This window comes from Temperatibacter marinus (assembly GCF_031598375.1).
GTDB lineage: Bacteria > Pseudomonadota > Alphaproteobacteria > Sphingomonadales > Kordiimonadaceae > Temperatibacter > Temperatibacter marinus.
In genome coordinates, this window is sequence record NZ_CP123872.1 from 3,161,039 (window position 1) to 3,184,799 (window position 23,761).

Annotated in this window: 19 protein-coding genes; 15 read left to right on the top strand and 4 right to left on the bottom strand. The window is 45.2% G+C overall.

What is annotated here, in order from left to right; genetic code table 11:
- Positions 1–8: 8 nt before the first annotated feature.
- Positions 9–1,151, bottom strand: coding sequence for a tRNA 2-thiouridine(34) synthase MnmA (mnmA, locus tag QGN29_RS14370; RefSeq protein WP_310798570.1), 1,143 nt, complete (start codon positions 1,149–1,151; stop codon positions 9–11).
- A gap of 302 nt (positions 1,152–1,453) precedes the next feature.
- Between mnmA and QGN29_RS14375 the strand changes: the two genes are divergently transcribed.
- The 15 genes from QGN29_RS14375 to QGN29_RS14445 all read left to right on the top strand — a co-directional run bounded on the left by QGN29_RS14375 (position 1,454) and on the right by QGN29_RS14445 (position 20,174).
- Positions 1,454–3,643 carry a flagellar hook-length control protein FliK gene (locus tag QGN29_RS14375; protein ID WP_310798571.1) on the top strand — a complete coding sequence of 730 codons (2,190 nt, stop codon included), beginning with the start codon at positions 1,454–1,456 and terminating at the stop codon, positions 3,641–3,643.
- 18 nt (positions 3,644–3,661) lie between these two features.
- Positions 3,662–4,330: a flagellar hook assembly protein FlgD gene (locus QGN29_RS14380; RefSeq protein WP_310798572.1), complete on the top strand. Its 669-nt coding sequence runs from the start codon at positions 3,662–3,664 to the stop codon at positions 4,328–4,330.
- Positions 4,331–4,452: 122 nt separating this feature from the next.
- Positions 4,453–5,862, top strand: a complete 1,410-nt coding sequence (locus QGN29_RS14385; protein ID WP_310798573.1) for a flagellar hook protein FlgE — start codon at positions 4,453–4,455, stop codon at positions 5,860–5,862.
- Between the two features lie 183 nt (positions 5,863–6,045).
- Positions 6,046–6,300 carry a CtrA inhibitor SciP gene (gene sciP, locus QGN29_RS14390; RefSeq protein WP_310798574.1) on the top strand — a complete coding sequence of 85 codons (255 nt, stop codon included), beginning with the start codon at positions 6,046–6,048 and terminating at the stop codon, positions 6,298–6,300.
- 253 nt (positions 6,301–6,553) lie between these two features.
- Positions 6,554–8,284 carry a flagellar basal-body MS-ring/collar protein FliF gene (gene fliF / locus QGN29_RS14395; RefSeq protein ID WP_310798575.1) on the top strand — a complete coding sequence of 577 codons (1,731 nt, stop codon included), beginning with the start codon at positions 6,554–6,556 and terminating at the stop codon, positions 8,282–8,284.
- Positions 8,285–8,301: 17 nt separating this feature from the next.
- Positions 8,302–9,318 carry a flagellar motor switch protein FliG gene (gene fliG, locus QGN29_RS14400; protein ID WP_310798576.1) on the top strand — a complete coding sequence of 339 codons (1,017 nt, stop codon included), beginning with the start codon at positions 8,302–8,304 and terminating at the stop codon, positions 9,316–9,318.
- A gap of 18 nt (positions 9,319–9,336) precedes the next feature.
- Positions 9,337–9,966, top strand: a complete 630-nt coding sequence (locus QGN29_RS14405) for a FliH/SctL family protein (protein ID WP_310798577.1) — start codon at positions 9,337–9,339, stop codon at positions 9,964–9,966.
- A 66-nt stretch (positions 9,967–10,032) separates the two neighbouring features.
- Positions 10,033–10,371, top strand: a complete 339-nt coding sequence (gene fliN / locus QGN29_RS14410; protein WP_310798578.1) for a flagellar motor switch protein FliN — start codon at positions 10,033–10,035, stop codon at positions 10,369–10,371.
- A 29-nt stretch (positions 10,372–10,400) separates the two neighbouring features.
- Complete coding sequence (locus QGN29_RS14415; protein ID WP_310798579.1) at positions 10,401–11,165, top strand: motility protein A; 765 nt, start codon at positions 10,401–10,403, stop codon at positions 11,163–11,165.
- A gap of 67 nt (positions 11,166–11,232) precedes the next feature.
- Positions 11,233–12,684, top strand: a complete 1,452-nt coding sequence (locus QGN29_RS14420) for a sigma-54-dependent transcriptional regulator (protein WP_310798580.1) — start codon at positions 11,233–11,235, stop codon at positions 12,682–12,684.
- Positions 12,685–12,717: 33 nt separating this feature from the next.
- The gene (flhA, locus tag QGN29_RS14425; RefSeq protein WP_310798581.1) at positions 12,718–14,823 is read left to right on the top strand and encodes a flagellar biosynthesis protein FlhA; all 2,106 of its coding nucleotides are present in this window, start codon (positions 12,718–12,720) and stop codon (positions 14,821–14,823) included.
- Positions 14,824–14,905: 82 nt separating this feature from the next.
- A complete protein-coding gene (locus QGN29_RS14430; RefSeq protein ID WP_310798582.1) occupies positions 14,906–15,955 on the top strand; it encodes a flagellar biosynthesis protein FlhF in 1,050 nt (349 codons plus the stop codon).
- The gene (locus QGN29_RS14435; RefSeq protein WP_310798583.1) at positions 15,955–16,740 is read left to right on the top strand and encodes a nucleotide-binding protein; all 786 of its coding nucleotides are present in this window, start codon (positions 15,955–15,957) and stop codon (positions 16,738–16,740) included. Before QGN29_RS14430 ends, QGN29_RS14435 begins: the two co-directional genes overlap by 1 nt.
- 37 nt (positions 16,741–16,777) lie before the next feature.
- Complete coding sequence (locus QGN29_RS14440) at positions 16,778–19,192, top strand: hypothetical protein (protein ID WP_310798584.1); 2,415 nt, start codon at positions 16,778–16,780, stop codon at positions 19,190–19,192.
- Positions 19,193–19,265: 73 nt separating this feature from the next.
- Positions 19,266–20,174 carry a DMT family transporter gene (locus QGN29_RS14445; protein ID WP_310798585.1) on the top strand — a complete coding sequence of 303 codons (909 nt, stop codon included), beginning with the start codon at positions 19,266–19,268 and terminating at the stop codon, positions 20,172–20,174.
- A gap of 38 nt (positions 20,175–20,212) precedes the next feature.
- On the opposite strand, the gene QGN29_RS14450 is transcribed toward QGN29_RS14445, so the two are convergent.
- The 3 genes from QGN29_RS14450 to fliI all read right to left on the bottom strand — a co-directional run bounded on the left by QGN29_RS14450 (position 20,213) and on the right by fliI (position 23,540).
- Complete coding sequence (locus QGN29_RS14450; RefSeq protein ID WP_310798586.1) at positions 20,213–21,610, bottom strand: aminotransferase; 1,398 nt, start codon at positions 21,608–21,610, stop codon at positions 20,213–20,215.
- 142 nt (positions 21,611–21,752) lie between these two features.
- Positions 21,753–22,178, bottom strand: a complete 426-nt coding sequence (locus QGN29_RS14455; RefSeq protein ID WP_310798587.1) for a flagellar FliJ family protein — start codon at positions 22,176–22,178, stop codon at positions 21,753–21,755.
- 9 nt (positions 22,179–22,187) lie between these two features.
- The gene (gene fliI / locus QGN29_RS14460) at positions 22,188–23,540 is read right to left on the bottom strand and encodes a flagellar protein export ATPase FliI (protein ID WP_310798588.1); all 1,353 of its coding nucleotides are present in this window, start codon (positions 23,538–23,540) and stop codon (positions 22,188–22,190) included.
- Between the last annotated feature and the right edge of the window lie 221 nt (positions 23,541–23,761).

A 23,761-nucleotide genomic window follows, 5' to 3' on the forward strand; every position in this document is an offset into this window, starting at 1 on the left:
GTAAAGCCCTATTGCAATCTGGGGTCATTGCTGATGGCGGCATTGATCCAGCCTCCACCAAGCAAGCGATCTTCACGATAAAAGACAGCTGCTTGTCCCGCAGCAACCCCGGCTTCTGGCTCATCAAGAATAATGCGAGCCATCCCCATTTTTCCGAGCTTCAAAGTCGCCGTCTTTCCGGGCCGAGTTGATCTTACTTTCGCGGAAACCTTAAGGCCTTCTTCCGGAACATCTTCGCCGAGCCAATTCATCTCTTTAATCAAAATTTCTGACGTCTCAAGAGCTTCTTTTGGGCCAACAATCACTTGGTTTGTCTTAGGATCAAGTTTCACCACATATAATGGATCAACTGTCCCGCCAATATTCAGTCCGCGCCTTTGTCCAATCGTGTATTTGACAATCCCATCATGCTCACCCATTTTATTGCCGTCAATATCGACGATGTCTCCGGCTTTAAGGGCTCCTGGTCTCATACGCTCAATCACGGAAATATATTTGCCCTCTGGTACAAAGCAAATATCCTGACTGTCCGGTTTATCAGCCACGATCAGGCCAAAACGATCTGCATGACGGCGGGTTTCGGCCTTATCCATATGACCAAGGGGAAATCGTAAAAAATCGAGCTGTTCTTGGGTCGTGGCAAACAGGAAATAGCTCTGATCTTTCCCCATATCCGCTCCCCTCAACATCGTGGACTTGCCGTTCTCGATAAGGGACCGCTGGACATAATGTCCCGTCGCCATACAGTCAGCGCCTAAATCTTTCGCTGTATCTAACAAGTCCTTAAATTTAACTGTCTGGTTACATTTCACACAGGGAATAGGCGTCTCCCCTTTAATATAACTATCTGCAAAGTCTTCCATCACTTGCTCTTTAAAGCGATTTTCATAATCCAGGACATAGTGCGGAATATCAAGCATTTCAGAGACGCGGCGCGCATCGTGAATATCTTGACCGGCACAACATGCCCCTTTTTTCTGAATGGCAATGCCGTGATCATACAATTGGAGCGTGATCCCAACAACATCGTATCCCTCTTCTTTCAAGAGTGCCGCACAGACGCTGCTATCGACCCCCCCTGACATGGCGACGACCACCCGTGTCTCTGCCGGAGATTTCTGAAAGCCTAAGCTATTTACAGTAGTACTCATCTTTATGACCTTTAACAATTTGGCTCTGATATAAGCGTTTCCTTGTGAAAGAGCAAGAGCAACCGAACGTCAGGCAGAAGATACCGCCCAATGGGCAAGAATTTTCTCGTCCGGACCTTTCTCTGTCTAATCTGAGTGATTTAACATTCGAACAATGTACCTTGATCTCGTATAATCTCTTGTAAATCAAGGCCTTCTAAAAACTGGCATCCAACTTGCTAATCATAGGATGTAAATTTGAAGGCAAAATGCCTATATGTCTCGCAAGAAGTGCTGCATCTCCAGTTTAGTTTGGTTTATTTATGACTGACGCAGTGACAAATATGATGAATATCCTGACGCCTAATGCATCAGGAGGTCCGCAACAGAACCCTGCTCTAATGACAGCGATTGATCCAGCCAGCCCTGAGTTCAATACTGCACTGGCAGCTTTATCGATTGATCCTTTAACGCTTGGACAAACCGTTTCAGTTGATCCGATTCAGCTTGAGGGACTTTCAGTTGATCCATCGGCCTCATCAGAATCCTCACCTGCCTCACAACTGGCTTTTATGCAAATGATGCATCAAGGGGATATTATACAAAATCAAGGCGACCAAACCCCTTCGGCTGTTGGCACGACAGCAGGGAAAATTCCCGCGTTAGGTACCAACATGAATGCAGAAGGCTTGATCAAAATCGCTGAAGCCGCTGTGAATAACCCACACATGCTGCCCGTTCAAGATCTGAAGGCATGGTCTGCTTTGAGCACACCGACTATGCAAGCCCCTCATCCAACTCAAGGGGCAATCCAAACAAACCTTAATGAGGACCAGATAAACCTTGTCGAAGGTCAGATAAACCTTGTCGAGGGCCAGATAAACCTTGTCGAGGGCCAGATAAACCTTGTCGAGGGCCAGATAAACATTGACGAGCTAACGGCAATCAGCTCTGACAACTATAGCGCCTTACCTACACTCATTTCAAATACAGCTTCCCATCAGGCCGGTATAAATTCAGCCCCCTATGATTTAGACCCACTAACCGATCCCTTCGAACAGGTTGAAGCTCTCTTTTCTACGGCTCAAAGTCCAGAGGAAATTCTAAACAAGAATGATTTGGGTATTAAGGCGTCAGTCTCTTTTGGGGCAGAAACGACCCTAGTTGGCAACTTAGATGCTGCCCTTTCAAGAGTTTCTCCATCAATAAGCTCCTCTAGTACGCAACAACAGGCTGCCCAAGAAGGCCTCACACCCCTTATGAAAGCACCGGACCTTGCGGTGTTAACGTTAGGGTCCGAGGCAAAACCTGCTCAGGTTATAGCCCTTGCCCCTACCCTAGAGAAGGCAGCGCCTCTTCCCTTCGCGCTGCAGGGCCAAACCCAACCCTTTTCAATTCTAGCTGATGGGAGTCTGACGCTCGTCCAAACAGCTGAATCTACCAAAGCTGTTGAGCAACTCTCAACCAGCGCCGCTCAGACGACCGCTGCCCAAACTGCACAACAAATGCAAAGCTCTCTCGCGGCTGGAACTGGTCACGCTACAGGACTTACGGCACAAGGGGCGGCACCAACTGGCTTAGAGCAAGGGTCAGGACAGCCAGCACAGCAAACGTCTATGGCATTCGCTCTGCCTGTCATGCAAGCGATGGCCATGACCAATAAAGCAGCACCTGAGAGTTTTTCATCTAGTTTAAAAGCACTCTCATCGGAGGCAGGCTTTAAGCTTGAAAATGACACGGATTTCATGCGTCAAATTCACTCACCTTCCACTGAGAGCGGCATGAGTAAAAATGGCAACTTCGGACAGCAGCATAATCAAGCCGCCTTAAGTCAGCAAATGCCCTTGCAACAAACTGCTGCCTTTAAGTGGGCCAGTGACGGCGCGACCACAGTTTTTGCCGACTCCCTTTTCAACGAACAATCCTCTGCTTTCGGGTCGATTTCAAGCGGGATGAACAGCATGAATGGTCTACGGAGCGATGGTTTCGCTGGGACTGGGTTTTCCACAAGCACTCCTACGTTAACGCAGCAGGCCCTAGGTCATCACGCGGCGAACCAAGTTGGCTTAGCTGTCACAAAAGCTGCCAATGCCCAAAATAATCAGTTTAATATTAGCCTTCGCCCTGCAGAACTGGGCGCTGTGAAAGTGTCGCTCACTTTTATTAAGGATGGATCTGTTCAAGCGCGCATCTTAGCAGAGCGGCCTGAAACTTTGGACATGCTTCAAAAGGACAGCCGTAGCATCGAGCGCATACTTGAACAATCTGGGCACAAGGTAAGCCGATCCAGTCTTGAATTTGATTTAGATGAGCAAAAAGGCCAAAGCGCAGGAAAAACTTGGGCTGAAGCTGTACAAAAAGAATCGATGGAACACCAAGCATCAGGCGACAGTAAGAGCGATAGTCGATCACTGAATGATCAAGATATACCATGGCCTGAAGAAGAGGAAATCAGTCTAGATGACATCCTCCCTTATGTAACAGCCGAAACTGGCCTTGATATAAGAATTTAACAAAGAAGAGACAAAGTTATGACCGATGCAATTTCAGCTTTAACGTCCACTGCAGCGACCAGCCGATCGCAGGAAAGTGCAGATAAATTTGATCAGGAATATACAGATTTCCTGTCACTTCTGACGACGCAATTGCAGAACCAAGATCCCACGAGCCCGATGGACAGCACTGAATTTACGAACCAGATTGTCCAATTTACAAGCGTTGAACAACAAATTCAGACCAATCAGAATTTAGAAAATCTGACCAGCCTGATGACGTCAAGCGTTAATGCGGATGTCACCAGTTATTTAGGCAGAGATGTTGTGATTGATGGCGGCTTTGGTCAATTGGAGAACGGCACCCTTGACTGGACTTATCAGATGCAGCCCAATGTGACTGCAGCTGGCCTTGCTGTCTTCGATCAAGTGGGCAATCAAGTTGCATCTTATGATGCCGATACCCTCGTCGGTCAAAAGAGCTTTACTTGGGACGGCATGACCACTGAGGGTGAGACAGCCCCAGAAGGTATTTATGAATTACGGGTTCTTGCCTTTGATAGTGAAGGCAATGACATCAATATCCCTACTCAAGTGAAACAAAGAATATCTGAAGTTTCTTTGACAGGGTATGAGCCAACCTTCCTAGCAGGTGGGTTACAAGTAACAAAATCAGATATTCTGAGTGTGATGCTGCCTGAAAATTAAGGCATATATAACCTCAAATTAAGGTGTTATTTCAATAACACCACCCTCGGGCAAAATGCTCGGGTCTAAAGCAGAAAGCAACAAGTGACAATTGTGAAGCGAGTATATTTAGGAGAGATAAAATGGCATTCACTTCGTTGGCTGCAGGCGTATCAGGACTACAGAGTTTTTCAGAAGCTGTAGGTGTGATCGCTGACAACATTACAAACGTAAACACGGTGGGATATAAAGAATCCCGCTCTAGATTTTCGACACTGGTGACAGAAACTGCCGCGATTGCGAGTTACTCACCCGGGGGTGTAAAATCGACAACAGAAACACTGGTCTCAAAGCAAGGTTTGCTTCAACCATCAGGATCTTCCACAGATTTATCGGTGGACGGTAACGGTTTTTTTCCTGTGCGACAGGAAGCTAACAACACTTCAGAAGTCATCTTCACCCGAGCAGGAAGTTTTACTCAGGATCAATCTGGATTTTTGAAAAATACAGCGGGTCTATATTTGATGGGTTGGGAGTTAGACTCTGACGGGTTACCCCCTGTGAACTCATCGCAGCAAACTGCACTCGAGCCCATCAACTTTATTAGTCAGACTGGTGAAGCCGAAGCCACAGCAGGTATTTCTCTACGAGCAAATTTCTCTGCCAATTCAGATGTGAATACAGACTATGCTGCTGAAGTTGCAGGAGATGGATATACTGCTGGTGAGATAGCGGACGGTACAATTGCTATCGCCGGCGATGACTTTGAAGAAGATATTGATGTAGTCGATGCTCAAGGTAATACAGTCACACTCAGGTTAGCGGCTGTAAAATCAGGTGTGAATGAATGGACCTATGAAATTTATGCACCAGATGCTTTTGCCGACACTCTGGATAGTGCTGTTCACGGCACGGATGGCCTTGTGGCTTATGGTATTCTAGAATTTAACGGGGACGGTACGCTCGATCTTGCAAATTCTGAATTCACAGCAGAAAGCGCTGCATCTGGCCTTACCTATCCTGTTGACTTATCATCAACACCAGATCTCACTCTTGAATTTGATAATGGGGCTGCAGGCACATATGGTTCAGAAGATGTCACCATTGGTTTTGACTTTGGTAACGGATCAGACTCTAGCGGTATCAACCAAAAAGGGGCGATTACTTCCCTTCTTTCTAAAACAGTCGATGGTGCCGCCTTTGGTGATGTGGTTGGCGTGCAAATCGCATCAAACGGTGATGTAACAACGCTCTTTGACAGTGGCCTTTCACTTACCCGCTACCGCATTCCAATCTCAACATTCAATAATGCGGATGGCCTGATCAGACGCCAAGGTAATGCTTATGGTCGATCCGATATTTCTGGTGAGCCAAGCTTTAAAGAGGCTGGGTCAGCAGGTGCGGGTAAAGTGTCATCAAATACACTAGAGTTATCTACGGTAGATCTAGCGAACGAGTTTGCTGAACTGATTAAGGTTCAAAGAGCGTTCTCCTCATCTACACGGATTATCTCCACATCAGATGAGATTTTAGAAGAGCTAACAAGACTTTAAGTCTTTTTAAGCTTCACAATCTCTCCTTAGGGGGCTGGCAGCTGACGTTGCCAGCACCCTTTTTCTGGTTAACTCTTTGTTATGCTTTATAAAAACTTAACAACAATCTTCTATTCTTTCAATCTTCCTTAAGACACATCCTTATATAATTCATTGTGGGTCGAGTACTACGGAGTACTTGATATGAATATGCAGAGAATAAGGAAAAGTTATAAAAAAGAAATGACTTTGGAAGATTTACCAGCTGCGAATACTTCACGATGGATTGCAAGAAGAAAAGCGGCCGTGATACAAGGTGTTCAATTCGGCCTTTTATCGAAAACTGATGCGTGCGATTTGTATGAAATCAGCGAGGAAGAATTTGATTCTTGGGAAAATGCGATTAAGACGAATGGCATAAATGCCTTGAAAATTACAAAATTGCAGAAATATCGCTAAGATCACAGTTAAGTGTTTATGACGCAAAACAGGAGGTTTTCTTCCTAAATATATAATATTTCAGAAAAAATATAAGATTCGTCGTTTTTTTTAATTGATTCTAGGCAAATTTTTCCTAGAATTAACACACTCTTTACCAATTTGAGTAAAAATACGCCAAAAGCATTTAAACTCTTTGCGATTGAAGTATGGTTTCACTCCTGACTAAATGATTAACGAGTAATGTCGCGGACTAAAGAGTGAGAGGGAAAAAATGGACGGAATTATTCAGTTCTTTAAAAATCTTGGCACTGTGCGCCTTATGGTATTTGGCGTTGTCGGTGTTATAGTTGTCTTTCTATTTTCAGCGATTATAGGCAATGTGGCCAAAGGCCCCATGGAAGTGCTCTATACGAACTTAGATCAAGACAGCTCAAACAGGATCATTACAACCTTGCAGGCACGAAATATTGATTATAGTGCTGAAGGCGGTGGGACCATCCAAGTGCCAAGCAGCATCGCACGTACTTTGCGGATGGAATTGGCCGAGCAAGGCATGAGTGGAACTGTCCCTGGTTATAAAGAATTATTTGATAGCGAAGCCGGCACTTTTGGTAAGACCAGCTTTGAACTTAATCTGAACAAGAAGAGAGCCCTAGAGGGCGAACTCGCGAAAACATTTAAAGCACTCAAAGGTGTTTCCAATGCTCGTGTGCATGTTGTTCTCCCTGAACGCCGTGCTTTTGGATCTACCCAAGAAGCAACAGCTTCTGTTGTGATTACTCCTGCGCGGGGTGGTGTCAGCCTTTCTGAAGCACAAGCCATGCAGTCTATTGCAGCATCCTCCATTCCTGGCTTGTCACCTGACCGTGTAACAGTTGTTGAAACCTCCGGCCGACGCCTCACAGATGGCTCTGGTCAGGATCGTATGGGCAATGCCAGCAATATTGAGGACATTCGCCGAACAAAAGAAGCGCTCTTCAGGGATCGAATTGAAACGCAGTTAGAACGTGTTGTAGGCCTTGGACGCGTACAAGCTAATGTCACACTTGAGATGACCACGTCACGCGTGACAGAGAATGCCACCGTCTACGACCCGGACGGTCAGGTTGTCATTGGGCAGCAAACCACAGAAGAGGAAAGTAACGATCTTAATCCTGAAGGTGGTCAAGCAACTGTCGGCAATACACAACCAGGGACAACGGGCGCGGGGGCTGGATCTGGCAATAGCTCCACCAAAACGTCAGAGCAAACCAATTTCCAAAACTCAGTGACTAAGCGTACTACTGTTAGAGAACCTGGCGAAATTACAAAGATGTTTGTCTCTGTTCTCGTTGATTATGAACGTCCTATTGACCCGAACACACGTCAACTTCTCGCACCTATTGAGCGAGATACGACCGCGATGGATAGGATCCGTAACCTTGTGATCGCCTCTATTCCAATTGAAATTGATACACAGAATGCCGCCAACAGCCGCGATCGTCTGCAGGTAGAACAAATGTTATTCGCTGAAGAACCTGAGATCGAAGAGGATGTTGAACCTCTTGAAGTCTTAGGTTTCAGTAAAGAAGATCTTATGCCGCTTGTTTCCACTCTTGTCTGGGGCTTGCTGGCTATTCTTTCTCTCCTTCTTGTCGTAAGACCTCTTATCGGGAAGCTAATCGAAGCAATCCCGGATAAAGTACAACAACCAGATCCGGACCAAATAGAGAATAAAGCGACCATGTCTTCACCTATTCTCATTACAGCTGATGGCCAACCCATTTCTCAAGAGGTCATTGCTGCTGCAGCCGAGGGCGACGAAGAAGCCACCCAACAAGTTCTTGAAGCGCGTCAAACAGGTCAAATTGTCGAAGAGAATATGGGCATTGAAGCCAAGATTAACGTGGCCCAAGTTGAGGGCCGTATTCAGGATAGTGCCTTGAAAAAGGTTTCTGAAATTATTGCAACAAGTCCTGTTGAATCTGCGGCGATCATCCGCAGTTGGTTGTATGAAGATTAGAGTTAGGATGGTAGGCAATGGCTGATATTGAAGACTTTGCAAAAATGACCGGCACCCAAAAAGCAGCAGCTTTCATGCTTGCAATTGGCGAGGAAACCGGGCGTGGTATATGGGAAATCCTAACAGACGACGAGATTAGAGAATTATCTCAACATATGTCTAATCTTGGCTCTCTTAGAGCAGGTTCTGTGGAAGAGCTTTTTATTGAATTTGCCTCTAAAGTCTCCACAGTAGGTAACTTAAACGGTTCCTTTGAAAGCACTGAACGCTTACTTGGTAAAATTCTACCCGGGGACCGAGTTCAGCAGATTATGGACGAGATTAGAGGCCCTGCTGGTCGGACCATGTGGGACAAACTTGGGAATGTAAACGAAGTCGTCCTCGCAAGTTATTTAAAAAATGAATATCCACAAACGGTTGCTGTTGTGCTTCAAAAAATCAAGCCTGAACATGCTTCTCGTGTCCTTTCTGTTCTGCCCGAGGATTTTTCAATGGAAGTTATCATGCGGATGCTGCGGATGGAATCTGTTCAAAAAGATATCCTCGACAAAGTAGAACAAACTTTGCGCGTAGAATTTATGAATAACTTAGCGCGTACATCACGACGAGATAGCCACGAAACAATCGCGGAAATTTTCAACTATCTTGATCGCAGTGCAGAATCGCGCTTCTTAGCCTCTCTCGAAGATCGGAACAGAGACAGTGCAGAAAAAATTCGCGCTCTCATGTTTACATTCGAGGACCTTGCCAAACTTGATCCTGGCGGGGTTCAAACGCTTCTTAGAAATGTCGATAAAGACCGCTTAGCTCTCGCTATGAAAGGGGCTTCAGACACCCTAAGAGATTTATTCTTCTCAAATATGTCAGAGCGGGCTGCAAAAATCCTTAAAGAAGATATGGAAGCCATGGGCCCTGTAAGATTACGAGACGTAGATGAAGCTCAGATGGATATGGTGAACAAAGCCAAGGATCTTGCTGAGGCTGGTGAAATTATGCTTTCTGATAATAAAGGCGAAGACGAGCTTATCTACTAAAAGCTTCTTAGGACACTTATGGAACCTGTTAAATTTACATTCGACAAAAGTTTTGATGCTGGAGCGAGCAATCGTCACGAAGAAGAGATGAGTAACCTTCGCGAACAGGCCGATGCTGACAAACAATCTGCGCATCAAGCTGGTTTTCAAGAAGGGCATGCCCAAGCGCTTTCAGAAATTGAATCAGCCACTCAAGCAGTCATGGAACAACTACATCAGACAACTGTTGGTCTATTTAATGAATTTCACACTATTCAAAATCAAGTGTCTGCCGAGAGCGCTCAAATTGCACATATGGTAGGCTTACAGTTAGCAGAAAATCTAATAAAAAAAGCCCCAATTACTGAGATTGAAAAACTGCTCATGGGCATTTTTGATGATCTTCGTGATCAACCAAGACTTATAATTCGTGTTAATAACGATGTGGCAGATGCCATTAATGACCGTATCAAAGAGTTGCAATCACGTGCTGACTTTGAGGGCGAAATAGTTCTTGCCGCTGATCCTGCCTTTAACCCTCAAGATATTGCTGTTGAATGGGCCGATGGCGGAATTAAACGAGACTTTGAGGCAATTCAGCAAACAATTAATGATAAAGTAGCAAATTTTGTGACAGGACTTGTTGGTGAACAAGAACAAGCCTCATAAGAGTATAACAAACCCTTGTTGGGTCTAGAAAATCCCACTGGGGAAGAGGAATCAGGGAGTTAAAGAATGGCAGATGAAGAAGACGTAGGCTTAGAAGAGCTGAATAGTGAAAAAAATGTGCCTGATCTAGCTGAACATGATGATGGCATCATGCGGACAGGTGCTGAGCTTGAGCCCGTGTTTGATGTTCCGGTTAAAGTGCAGGCTGTTCTTGGGAAATCCGTATTAGAGGTGAATAACCTTCTAAAACTAGCCCCTGGTGCTGTCATTGAGCTTGACCGCAAAGTTGGCGAAGCCATTGATATCTACGTTAACAATAGATTGGTTGCCCGAGGGGAAGTGGTTCTAGTTGAGGACCATTTGGGTGTTACCATGACAGAAATCATTAAAATTGATGGCGGCTAAGGTTTGAAGCCACTGGGGAGGTCACTTCTATGAGTACATTTTTAGGTATGCTATCTGCTTTTGGGTTAGTTATTGCAGCTATAATGATTGGCGGCGACCCCCTTAAGTTCATTAATTTACAAGGCATCTTGATTGTCTTCTTTGGTACTTTTGCCGTCACAGGTATTAGTTTTCGCTTTTCAGAGATCATAGGAATGCCAAGCAATATCTTCAGAGTGCTACAACGGGGCCATATTGATCTATCTGAAGAAGCCATAAAAATGCTCAAAATCGCGCAAGAAGCTCGCAGGCTAAACGACGACCTTAAATTGGAAAAATTATTGCCTGCTGTTAAATCAAGCCCAGTTCTGCACAAAGCCATACAATTGATCGTTGATGGCCATACAGCCGATGAAATTGAGCAAGTGCTAAGGCGTGAATCTAGTACAAATTCTGACCGACATATGCGCGCGGTTGCCTTTTTACGAAGAGCCGGCGATGTTGCTCCAGCTATGGGGCTTATAGGTACATTGATCGGCCTGATAAAAATGCTCGGAGCCCTTGACGACCCGTCTGCAATCGGTCCTGCGATGGCTGTTGCCCTCTTAACCACCTTTTATGGTGCTCTGATGGCTCATCTTGTTTTTATCCCCCTAGCCGCAAAGACAGAGCATTGCTCTAGTGAAGAAACGTTGGTTAATAATTTATATACGATGGGCGCAGCCTCCATTCGACGAAGAGAAAATCCCCGTCGACTTGAGATGCTCTTAAATACAGTTTTGCCCCCAGCTAAGCGGGTAACGTTTTTTCAATAACAGAAAAAGCGGCAACTAAACCATAAGAATAGAAAGCCGACTAACGGCGCTATGTAAGGAAAAGATCATGCGACTTTTGATCGTTGGAACATTAGATGGACAATTGGGAGCTGCGAGCCGCATTGCCATGAATCGCGGGGCTCAAGTCACCCATGCAAATGATATTGAAACAGCCCTTTCTATCTTAAGAAGCAAAGGCGCTGACTTATTGATGGTTGAAATCTCTGTAGACATCCCTAACCTCATTCCGCGCTTAAAAGCAGAGCATTTTGCCCTCCCAGTGGTGGCCTGTGGCATTGGAACAGATCCAAAAACAGCCGCTGCGGCCATCCGAAGCGGTGCAAAGGAATATATCCCACTACCGCCAGAAGCCGATATGATTGCTGCTGTCTTACAGGCTGTTGCAGAAGATGACCAAAATTTCATATACCGCGATGATGTGATGAAAAATGTTGCTGCATTAGCGGATCAAGTCGCGCCGAGTGAAGCCAGTATTATGATCACAGGAGAGAGTGGAACGGGTAAAGAAGTGATGGCGCGCTATCTTCACGGAAAATCTCGTCGTGCTAATTTGCCTTTTGTCGCTGTTAATTGCGCAGCCATTCCAGAAAATTTGCTTGAATCAGAGCTCTTTGGCCACGAAAAAGGCGCTTTTACAGGCGCTGTCGCCAAACGTATTGGTAAATTTGAAGAAGCCGATAAAGGCACTCTTCTTTTGGACGAGATTAGTGAGATGGATGTCCGTCTCCAAGCTAAGTTGCTCAGAGCCATTCAAGAACGACAAATTGATCGCGTGGGAGGATCCAAACCTGTTGATGTGGATATTCGTATTATTGCCACGTCTAACAGAAACCTTCAAGAAGCTGTAAAAGAAGGTACATTCCGAGAAGATCTATTTTTCCGGCTCAATGTGGTGAATCTTCGCGTCCCCCCACTGAGAGAGAGACCAAAAGACATTGAAGCTCTTGCTCAGCATTTCTCAGATAAATATGCTGAAGTCAATCAAATGGGAAAGAAAGCGATAACAAAATCTGCATTTGAAGCGCTTACACATCATAGCTGGCCTGGTAATGTCAGAGAATTAGAAAATGCCATGCACAGAGCGGTCCTATTAGCCTCAGGCGATGAGATTGGTCCAGAAGCAATAATGCTACCTGATGCAAGTGGAAATCTAACACTGACAATGGGAGGGGCCACAGCGGCATCTGCTCCTGAAATGACAGGTGGAAATCCTGCTAACCTTGCAAGTGAGACAGCTGCGACAGGTGCGTGGGCTGCAAACGAAGCTTCAACAGCTTCACCTTCTCAAGAAGAAGACGCGCAAACAGCAAACCTTGTTGGCCGTACTGTTGCAGAAGTTGAGCGCGATCTTATTATCGATACACTTAAGCATTGCATCGGGAATAGAACACATGCGGCTAATATTCTTGGTATCTCCATTAGAACCCTCAGAAATAAATTGAACCAATATCAGACTGATGGAATCAATGTTCCTCAGCCTGGTGAAGGTGTTCGATAATTTTATTTCCCTTGAAAGTAGGATCTCTGAGTAATGAGTGAACAGGCATCAAATGCAGGTGAAAATAGTCCTTTAGGTATCAACCTTAAGGGCATGAAAGTCACTGACATCGCCTTTGCCGTTGGCATGGTCATGGTCTTGATGATTTTGATCATCCCTATGCCTCCTATGATTTTAGATCTTGCTCTCGCCTTGAGTATGACGTTCTCAGTCATGATCCTCATGACCTGTCTTTTCATTGAAAAACCTTTAGAATTTAGTAGTTTTCCAACTGTATTGCTTGTTGCTACAATGTTAAGACTGTCATTAAACTTGGCGTCTACTAGGCTTATCCTATCAGAGGGGCACACGGGATCTGATGCTGCAGGATCTGTAATTGAAGCCTTTGGCGGTTTCCTTATGGGCGGCGAAGTGGTGATTGGTGTCATTGTATTCTCTATCCTTGTTATCGTGAACTTCATCGTTATTACAAAAGGTTCCGGTCGAATTGCTGAGGTTGCGGCACGGTTCTCCCTTGATAGCTTGCCCGGGAAGCAGATGGCTATTGATGCAGATTTATCTGCGGGCCTTATTGATGAACAGCAAGCTAAGGAGCGTCGGACAGAGCTTGAATCGGAAAGTACTTTTTTTGGTGCAATGGACGGTGCCTCTAAATTTGTTCGCGGCGATGCCGTTGCTGGCATCCTTATCACTTTCATCAATGTCATCGGAGGCATCATTATCGGCGTCGTTGTCAACGACATGGACTTTGGTAATGCTCTTGATGTTTATACAATGCTGACAATTGGTGATGGTCTTGTCTCTCAAATTCCAGCGCTCATCATTTCTACATCCGCAGGTCTTCTTGTCACAAAAGCAGGCGTTTCGGGGAAAACTGATGAGGCTCTCTTCGGACAGCTAACAAGCTATCCTAAGGCTTTGGGGGTTAGCTCTGGCCTGATGTTTACGATCGGTTTAATGCCTGGATTGCCCTTCCTTCCTTTCTTTGCAATGGGAGGAACGCTGGCCTATCTGACCTTCTCTCTCTCTCAAAAACAAAAGGTTAATGAAGCAGAAGCTCAACAAGTTAAATTACTCGAACAGCAGAAAGAATCTGCGCCAGTAGAAGAACCTATCAGCAAAGCCTTAGCTATCGATAGTCTGCGGTTGGAACTTGGTTATGGTCTTCTCACACTGATCAATGATGACAGTGGCTTTAGATTGACTGATCAAATAAAATCCTTACGCCGTCAGCTGGCCAGTGAAAATGGCTTCGTCATGCCTAGCGTGCGCATTCTAGATAATATGCAATTACCGACGAATAATTATGTTATTCGCGTGAAAGAATCGGAAGTAGGTCGCGGCGACCTGAGACCTAATATGCTTATGGTTATGGATCCTGCAGGAGCCCCTGTTGACATTCCAGGTGAACCGACAACAGAACCTGCCTTTGGCTTACCCGCCACGTGGGTTGATGAAGGCTCTAAGGAGGAAGCAAGCTTTAGAGGCTATACAGTTGTGGATGCTGCGACAGTTATTACAACCCATTTGACAGAAGTTATCAAAGATAACATGTCCGACTTGCTTTCTTATGCTGAGACTCAGAAACTTCTTGATGATTTGCCAGGGGAACACCAAAAACTTCTTGAAGACATTGTCCCTAACAATATCACTACATCAGGTATTCAGCGCATCTTACAGGCTCTTCTTTCGGAGCGCGTCTCTATCCGCGACTTACCCACGATACTTGAAGGTATTAGTGAAGCGACTGGCTTTACGCAAAATATCGTTAATATAACCGAACATGTAAGAACCCGTATGGCTCGCCAATTATGCGCCGCTTATGGCAGCATGGATGGATCAGTCGTCCTCTTGACCCTTTCCCCAGAATGGGAACAAGCTTTTTCAGAAAGTTTAGTCGGAAATGGGGATGATAGACAATTAGCGATGGCTCCTATGAAGCTTCAAGAATTTATAGGCGCCGTGCGAATGTCTTTTGATCAGCAAGCAGAGCGCGGTGAAAACCCTGTGCTGTTGACGAGCCCACTCGTCCGCCCCTATGTAAGATCAATTATTGAGCGCTTTAGACCTCAGACTGTTGTCATGAGCCAAAATGAAATTCACCCGAAGGCAACCATCAGAACTTTGGGTACTATATAAGATAGTTAAATATTTTAATCACTCTTGGCTGTACGACTAAAATAGATTAAACCAGCTAGAGAATAACAGGAAATCGAGTTAAATGCGCCTCAAGACCTTTCATGCCAAAACAATGCAAGACGTCATGGAGCAAGTGCGTCAAAGCTTGGGGCCTGATGCAATCATTATTTCCATTGAAGAAGGCAAGAACGTTGGCGGGGTTCGCATTACAGCAGCCCTCGAGGCTGATGCGACACCCCCTGTGGCTGAAAAAGCGCCAATGCCTGAACCGACACCTGTTTTTTTAGACGATGATATTGAAGAAGAAGGCCCCGCAAGTTTCGCGTCTACGCCTGATTATGATAAAGCTGATATCAAAGCGGTCATTAGTCACCATAACTTACCATATGATACTGCAGAACGATTGTATCAGGCTGTTGAAAGCATTGATGCCGCCAGCCTGCCAGAAGCCTTTGCTTTTGCCCTAGAAACAATGATCCGCATCAGCCCGTTAACTGACTATACTGCACGTCCTATTATGCTTGTGGGACCTGCTGGTGCAGGGAAAACTGTCTGTACGGCAAAACTTGCTGCTGACGCACTTCTGCACGAGCGCGGGGTAAATATCATCTCAACAGATGTTCAAAAAGCCGGAGGAATTCAACAACTGGATCATTTTTCGCAGCTCATGAAGCAAAGTGTTCAAACAGCGGAAAATGAACAAGAACTGTCCTATCTTCTAAAGCAAATATCTGACCGAAATGAGGATAGCCTTACAGTTATTGATACCATGGGAATTAACCCATTTGATATTGACGACCTCGAGGCCTCGCTTAAAATTATTAAAGCTTCTGATGCTGAGCCAGTTCTGGTCTTACCTGCTGGCATGGAGCCAACGGATGCGGCTGAAATTGCAGGCATATATCAGCGTATAGGATGTCAGAGGTTTATTCTCTCTCGGGCCGATGCAGCCCGAAGGTTTTCAGGCTTAATAACAGCAAGTCGACCGGGTGGTTTATCAATAGCAGCAATTTCTAGATCGCCTTTCATTGCAGATGGCCTAGAACCTGCAAGCTCTTTTGCACTTGGACGATTACTGACATCCCTGCCCCGCAGCGGTATGCTCAGTGCACAAAAAAAACGGATGGCATAATGAAGAGTAAAGCGCCCATATCAAATGACAGCAAATTAATCACAATTGCTTCTGGAAAAGGAGGCGTTGGTAAAACTTGGCTCTCTACCACACTCGCTCAAGCCCTCTCAAGGCGGGAGAAGAAAATTGCCCTGTTTGATGGCGATTTAGGGATGGCAAATATTGACATACAAATCGGGCTCATGCCGGATGAGGATATTGGTTCGGTCATTTCAGGAGATCGCAAGCTGGAAGAGGTTGTCACTCGTTACACCGAACCCGGCGGCAAAGGCGGTTTTGATGTATTGGCCGGAAAGTCAGGATCTGGTGCTCTTGGCTCTTTAGCAAGAGAAAAACTGAGAGATCTAAGAAATTCAATAATTCAGTTCACCGGAGCCTATGATCACGTCATTTTAGACATGGCCGCTGGCATAGATCCTAGCGTGACAACTTTATCGCACCATAGAGGACGCATTCTTGTTGTGATGACGGCCGATCCCACGAGTTTAACAGACGCCTATGCTTTCATTAAAGTGACTCAAATGAGAAACCCTCAAGCAAATATCTCTGTAATTGTAAATAATGTGGCGACAAAAAAAGACGGAGAACGTGTCTTCGAGGCCATTAAAAAAGCCTGCGAAGGATTTTTAAAGATTTCACCGAAGCTTGCTGCTATTATTAAAACAGATAATAAAGTGCAGGATGCTATCAGAACTCAAACGCCTCTGTTTTCTCGCCATCCACAATCTGAAGCAGCGGAAACAGTCTTAAAGTTAGCTGACGATATAATCAGTGGTAGACTCTGATCGCGCTTATCCGCATCGACTGCGAAGGAGCAAGTAAATGTCAGACCTGGGAGCCCCATCCGGCCCTCCAAAAGTGACACAGGTCCAGCGACAACAGCCGTCGCCGGCCGAACAACCGAACCGTGCTCATAGACGCGATGAACATCCTGATACCCCACCTCAGCAACAACAAGAAAAACAGCCCCAGCAAGACCTCCCTCGCGATTCCTCTTTCCGTGACCCTGCAGTCTCTATTGACGCTACGACAGCACATATTTCAAAGGGCGAAGTTTTGACACCGACTGTTCACTCTATTGATTCTGAAGGGCGGCCTATAGTAGACACTGAGAAAGCTATGTTCGCCCTCAGGCCTGATAGTGGTCTAAAAATTGGGGATACATTGACCCTCAAAATTATAGAAGCAGATGCCACCTTAAGGGCAGATCTACTGAAGCAAAATGAGCGGAAACTTGAACCGCCAATCCGATTACAAATGATCGTAATCTCAAAGCATAACGTGGAATCTGAAAATCTCCCGACTTCAGCTTATTCTAAAGAAGGAACGCACTCTCTAAGTCAGACTGCCCTCGCTCAACTATCCGTAAAAGACATAACATTAATGCCAGAAGTGGCTCAGAAATCAATTGCTGATTTTTTAACGACTATACCCAATTCTGTCACGACAACTCTTCATGCCGCGGCCAAACCCGATCCAATGGTTTTACAAACTTCGCGTGAAGATATGTCTGCCCTTCTTTCGCTTCAAGCTGATGTAAGTCAGACAAAAAACACAGCGGTTTTAGCTAATTTAGCTATATTACCTAAACCGCAATCGACACTCTCGCTTCAAGTATTAGACTTAAACAATAATGCTCGCCCCTCTCAATTAGTCTTGACGATGGACTGGCAGACCAACAATCAGACCTCCTCTTTTCAACGGATTGGTGCCAGCGAGAAGGTCATCTCTCAAGTGCCACTGTCACAGTCCGTCTTAAATCAATTTGGCATGGGTCATCAAAATAAAATTCATCCAATTTACGAGGTGCAAACACAAACCTCTAGATTTTTGGTAACGTTGCCTGAACCTATGGACCTTAGGGGCCAGACTATTGCGCTCACGCCTTTTCTCAAGCAAATGACAGTACCGTCAGTTTCAAACTTCAATAGCCTTGTAAAAAGCCCTGATCTATTGCAGGGAAATGACATCACGTTAAACAAGAGTGTCTTGACCACATCGCAGGGGGATAAGTCCTTAGTAATCCTGCCCCTCCACACCATGAAGCTTCCTTCAGCGGAACAAACCAGTCAGAATCAAACAGTGGGAACCGCAACAAGACATGGGGCAACATCTATCAACCAAATGTCTTCCTCTGTAGCTGAGGACATTCTTGTCTCAATCCTATCAAAAAACGCCGCAACGACTGGCCTTGTATCTTCTCAATCTCTTCAGATTCAAACTCCCTCAATTGAGAGCAGTAAAATGGTCACCACCAAACCCTCACCCACAGGGCAGGTTGCCACCTATCAGCTCCAAACATCTATGGGATCTCTCTCAGTAGATATAAATTGGCAAAGTGACGGGGCTCAGTTAAAGATCGCTCCAGATGCCATGCCTCAGCCCTTCAAAATTGGCCAGACCTTGACACTCATTAGGGAAAACCCTGTTGCAGCAGAAAATGCCAAGATGACCTCCCCCCAAGCTGAGACCGGCGCAGTGCAAACGTCTATGGCATCGATGTCAGCCCAAGGGGGCGAAAAAACTAGCGGTCAGGCTCATGCCGTAACGCCCTTACAAGATTTTTCTGGATGGCCATCATTGAATATGCTTTCTGAGAGTTTCTTTATGGAAGAGCCTCTCTTAGGAGAACAATTTGCTGGCCTTACGGCGCGAGACGGCAGTAATCTGGCCCCTGCTCTCGTCCAAACTCTCGTCGCTCAATCCCTTGCAGCAAAGGATCCTGCTATCGCAGCTCAGGCGCTCACGCTCTCGTCGACACAGACACCAGAAACCGCTCAAAAATCATCCACTTTTATGGATCAATTTGTTAAAGATATTATGGCCCAAAGCCAAGCTTCACTCAGAGATGGACAGGGTACTGAGTGGCGAGCCGCCGTTCTTCCAAGTGAACCCAGAGATCCTTCTTTATCGCTTTTTGCCTTTCTTTTCCAAGAAGAGCCAAAGAGAGAGGATCTTCCTGATAATTCAGACCAGAATGAGGAAGATGGTAAGAATAGAAAAGAATTTATTGTAGAAGTAGACTTCTCAGAATTTGGTCCATTGCAAATTCGAGGTCATCTCTCTCCTGATCATCTAAATTTAATTGTCTATACCCATATAGACTTGCCAAACGATGTAAAAGAGACGCTTCAAGATATTCTTTCCTCGACCTTGCGTGACAATCAGATGCAAGGAAAGCTAAGCTTTGAAATCAAAGAACACTTCGATCCAAATGCAAAAGATTTATTTACCTAAAATCGTATAACTTCTAACTTGTCTTCTTTACTACACCTCACTAGTGTCGCTCCTACTTTAAGGAATGATGAAAATGATTAATGCGCTGACCTATATTTTAACTGTACTGATTTGGGGGTCCACTTGGTATGCCATTGAATTCCAAATTGGTGTTGTGGCGCCTCAATGGTCAATTTTTTATAGGTTTGCCTTGTCGGCCCTGGTCATGTTCTTGTGGGTCGCTCTTAAAAGGGATGCTCTAAAAATTGAGAGGAAATATCATAGCCAGCTGTTTTTACTTGGCTTATTTCTCTTCTCTAGTAATTATCTTATGATCTATTTTGGGACGGCATATATCACGTCTGGCTTGGTAGCTGTCTGTTTTTCCTTCTTAACCTTTATGAACATCATTAATGGTCGGATCTTTTATGGGACTGCAATCACTCGGGAAGTCATCATCGGTGCCAGTTTTGGTCTCGCAGGGCTTATCTTAATATTCTTACCTGAAGTGTCAGCCTTATCGCTCGCAGATAGAACTACGGTTGGAATCATCTTCTGTCTCATTGGGGCAACTTCAGCTTCTCTGGGCAATGCCGTTGCTTCCTCTAAACGTCTCTCAGATTTACCGATCCTTAGCATGAATGCATGGGGCATGTTATACGGGGCATTGATCAACCTTATTTTTGCGATCCTCTCTGGTGAACCCATGAGATTTGAGTGGACAACTGACTATGTGGGTTCTCTTATCATTCTCGCCATTCTTGGAACCGTGATAGCCTTTGTGATGTATCTGTCTCTCATGGCAAAAATTGGAATGACGAAAATTTCTTATGTTGGCGTTTTACTGCCACTTGTCGCTCTCTCAATATCTACGATTTTTGGGGATTACCGTTGGACGATCGAGGCCCTGTTAGGTTTGGTTCTTATTGTTCTTGGAAATGTGATCATTATCAAATTCAAAGCAAAAGCTCCGCCAGCGAAGCCTTTGGAAGCTGCGGAATAAAGTCTACCTATAGGAGTGACTAGAGTAGAAGACCTCAACTAAGCCAAGCCTTCTGCCTTTAACCGATCATGTACGAATTCTATGGCCCGTCTCAGACGCCTCACAAGCGCATCTACATCTTCATGGGTGAAAATGAAAGGAGGACAGGTCACGATAACATTGCCCGCAGGACGCACAATCACTCCTGTTTCAAGAGCTGCCTGGGCGATGTGCTGACAAAGATAATATTCAAGAGGGTACTGATCCCTCGTCTCTTTATCTTGGCAAAGCTCGATGCCCGCCATTAAGCCGCAAGTTCTAACCTCGCCAATGATAGGAATATCTAATAGTTCTTCAAGCTTCGTTTTAAAATATGGGCCAATGTCATCACGAATACGTTCAATGAGTTTTTCTTTTTGAAGGATCTTAATATTTTGAGCAGCAACTGCACAGGCCACTGGATGTGCCGATGTGGTAAAACCATGCTGTAATACTCCCTGCTCGCCTTCTATGACACTGGCGACCCGATCATTAAAGAGCGTGGCAGAAATAGCTTGATAGCCTGAGGAAAGACCCTTTGCGAGAGTCATAATATCCGCAGAAAAATTAAATGTTTCCTGCCCAAACCATTCCCCTGTTCGGCCAAGGCCTGTAACAACCTCGTCAGCGATCAATAAAATATCATGATCCCGGCAGATCCGTTCTATCTCTGGCCAATAGGATTTTGGCGGAATAATACACCCTAATGTTGCTTGAACAGGCTCTCCGATAAAGGCTGCGATATTATCAGCGCCGACTTCAATAATTTTTTCTTCAAGGCATTTCGCAGCATAACGACCAAATTCTTCAAATTCCATTTCGCCGCCAAAGCGATACCAAAAGGGAGCCTCTACATGAAGTGCGTCTTCACTGGTTTCAGTACCGAAATCTTCGTGCATCACCCGCAGCCCGTTCAACGCAGAAGAGGCGATGGTACTGCCGTGGTATGCAAAATCTCGGGAGATGATTAGATGCTTATCTTCCCGTCCTTCTCTCTTCCAGTATAAGCGGGCCATCTTAATTGCAGTTTCAACAGCTTCAGAGCCTGAATTCGCGTAGAAAACCTTGTTAAACTGTGAGGGTACAATTTCCATCAGCAATTCTGTCAAGCGAGCAGCCCATGGGTTCGTGATGCCGGCAAAGGTATGGTAATAACTCAAGTCACGCATGACGCCATAAGCAACTTCAGCCATTTCAGCTCGGCCATATCCTATATTCACATTTCCAAGACCAGCCATCGCATCCAAGAGTTGAATGCCTTGCCCCATCACCTGACTGCCCGCTGCCTTTTGCATAAGAAAAGGGGGAGCTTGAACCATGGCTTGCGGATCCGTAAAACTGTGTAAGTGAGCCTGTCGATCCAAAGCTTGTAACTTTTGAATTTCTGTGAGACTGACATTCCAGGTTTTTTCTGTCACGCTGCTCCACTCCCTCGATGAAAATTGGTGCGAAATATAAATATAAAATGATATATTTTTACACCATAGTGCGGTTTATTAGAGACCGCAAGCGCAACGTCACCATCCGATAAAAGCGTCATGAATTGGGAAGAATTTTGATCTAACTATCTTGTTTTCGAACAAAGGATTGTAGACCCTGTTCGTCTAAAATCATTGTTTCTTGACGGGCTAATTCTTTTTGTTCAGCTTTACTTCTATTCTCTTGTGCCACTTCGTAGGTTTTTAAAACCTGAAACGCCTCTGTCACAATTTCTTTATGGGTCTCAACCTCTTCATTTTTCAGATTGAGTTCTATTTCTAAGGTTTCACGTTTATATCGAATGCCATCAGCAAAGGCACCCATCTGAAGGACTGAAAAATCATTAATTTCTTGATTGTAGTTATGGCTTTCTTGTTCCAATTCAGCAATGAGAGCATTCAGTTGATCAATAATCAAATCACGTTCTTGCTCTACAGCCGCAAGATCGCGCCGTTTATTATCCAATTCCCATTTTTGAAAACGGATGATACTGTCGAGCTGAGCCATTTATACCCCTTATGCAACCTGGGCAGCAGTAAGCGCCTCTGCAGCGGGTCCCATCATCAAGATTTGCTCCATCAATTGATATGTTTCTGGCAAAGTGGAGCTGTCTTCTTTCCACTGACCCAAAAATTCTTCAAAAGGGGCAAAATATTGTATGGCAGCATCAACTTCTGGGTTGGTGCCTGGACGATAAGCACCAAGCCTGATCATCTCTTCCATGTCGTTATAGATTGAAAGATATCTTTTTGCTTCACGAATGAGTAAATTCTCATGGCCTGAGTTGCAGGCAGGCATTGTACGAGAGACTGATTTCAAGACATTAATGGCTGGGTATCGACCACGCTCAGCAATTGCACGCTCCATAACAATATGGCCGTCTAAAATACCCCGTACAGCATCTGCCACAGGTTCATTGTGGTCATCGCCGTCAACAAGCACTGTGAACAAACCAGTGATGTTACCGACACCTTTTGGGCCGGGACCAGCGCGTTCTAATAATCTTGGAAGCTCACTAAATACCGTTGGAGTATACCCCTTACTTGTCGGTGGTTCACCCCCTGCCAGGCCGATTTCACGTTGGGCCATCGCAAAGCGCGTGATACTATCCATGAGGCACATCACATGTGCCCCTTGATCTCGGAAATATTCAGAAACCGCCATCGTCGCATAAGCTGCCTGGCGTCGCATTAAAGCAGATTCATCTGACGTCGCAACAATGACGACAGAGCGAGCCAATCCTTCAGGGCCCAGATCATCTTCAATAAATTCCTGAACTTCACGGCCCCGCTCACCGATCAGACCAATGACATTCACCTCGGCACTTGAATAGCGCGAAATCATTGACATAAGAACAGATTTTCCAACACCAGATCCAGCAAAAATACCCATTCGCTGTCCTTCACAGCAACTGGCAAAACTATTAAGGGCACGCACCCCTAAATCAATTTTCGATCCCACACGTTGTCTGGTACTAGCAAGTGGCGGTGAAGCTTTAACGGAAACTGCGTGCAACCCCTCCCCAATGGGACCTTTGCCATCAATGGGCTCACCAAAGGCATTGATCACACGCCCCAGCCATGCATTCGACGGCCGTAAGACTGTTTCAGATTGCTGTAGATAGGCTTTGCAACCGATACCAATACCATCAAGAGCATTATAGGGCATCGCCAATAAGGTATTATCCCTAAAGCCAACGACCTCACAAACAACTCTTTGACCGCTGCGCCCATCAATGATGAGGCGACTGCCAATAGATGTATGATGTTCAATGCCTGAAATTTCGAGAAGGAGGCCCTGAATCCCTCTGACCGTCCCATAGAGATGGTGGTTCTGAATTCTGCCGATTTCCTGAGCTAATGTAAGCACAAAATCCCTCTCGAATGAAATGAGTTTCTGGTAACAATAATACCCAACACTCATTAACGAATTGTAAATGAAAATTAATTTATAGTCTATCTCAATTTAGATCTTTGAGTGACTATTCGCCTTGTAGATGGATTTTTCCCTTGGATATTTAAACAACACTAGTTACGATTAATTTAGATAATGACTATTCAGTGATTATCTTCGCATTTAGGAGGGTGTTA

Bases quoted from the DNA above. Each gene is read 5' to 3' on its own strand.
- QGN29_RS14445 (WP_310798585.1), top strand. From the start codon at position 19,266: ATGATTAATGCGCTGACCTATATTTTAACTGTACTGATTTGGGGGTCC.
- QGN29_RS14455 (WP_310798587.1), bottom strand. From the start codon at position 22,178: ATGGCTCAGCTCGACAGTATCATCCGTTTTCAAAAATGGGAATTGGAT.
- sciP (WP_310798574.1), top strand. From the start codon at position 6,046: ATGAATATGCAGAGAATAAGGAAAAGTTATAAAAAAGAAATGACTTTG.
- QGN29_RS14380 (WP_310798572.1), top strand. From the start codon at position 3,662: ATGACCGATGCAATTTCAGCTTTAACGTCCACTGCAGCGACCAGCCGA.
- QGN29_RS14385 (WP_310798573.1), top strand. From the start codon at position 4,453: ATGGCATTCACTTCGTTGGCTGCAGGCGTATCAGGACTACAGAGTTTT.
- mnmA (WP_310798570.1), bottom strand. From the start codon at position 1,151: ATGAGTACTACTGTAAATAGCTTAGGCTTTCAGAAATCTCCGGCAGAG.
- fliF (WP_310798575.1), top strand. From the start codon at position 6,554: ATGGACGGAATTATTCAGTTCTTTAAAAATCTTGGCACTGTGCGCCTT.
- QGN29_RS14435 (WP_310798583.1), top strand. From the start codon at position 15,955: ATGAAGAGTAAAGCGCCCATATCAAATGACAGCAAATTAATCACAATT.
- QGN29_RS14375 (WP_310798571.1), top strand. From the start codon at position 1,454: ATGACTGACGCAGTGACAAATATGATGAATATCCTGACGCCTAATGCA.
- fliG (WP_310798576.1), top strand. From the start codon at position 8,302: ATGGCTGATATTGAAGACTTTGCAAAAATGACCGGCACCCAAAAAGCA.
- fliN (WP_310798578.1), top strand. From the start codon at position 10,033: ATGGCAGATGAAGAAGACGTAGGCTTAGAAGAGCTGAATAGTGAAAAA.
- QGN29_RS14420 (WP_310798580.1), top strand. From the start codon at position 11,233: ATGCGACTTTTGATCGTTGGAACATTAGATGGACAATTGGGAGCTGCG.
- QGN29_RS14440 (WP_310798584.1), top strand. From the start codon at position 16,778: ATGTCAGACCTGGGAGCCCCATCCGGCCCTCCAAAAGTGACACAGGTC.
- flhA (WP_310798581.1), top strand. From the start codon at position 12,718: ATGAGTGAACAGGCATCAAATGCAGGTGAAAATAGTCCTTTAGGTATC.
- QGN29_RS14415 (WP_310798579.1), top strand. From the start codon at position 10,401: ATGAGTACATTTTTAGGTATGCTATCTGCTTTTGGGTTAGTTATTGCA.
- QGN29_RS14430 (WP_310798582.1), top strand. From the start codon at position 14,906: ATGCGCCTCAAGACCTTTCATGCCAAAACAATGCAAGACGTCATGGAG.
- QGN29_RS14405 (WP_310798577.1), top strand. From the start codon at position 9,337: ATGGAACCTGTTAAATTTACATTCGACAAAAGTTTTGATGCTGGAGCG.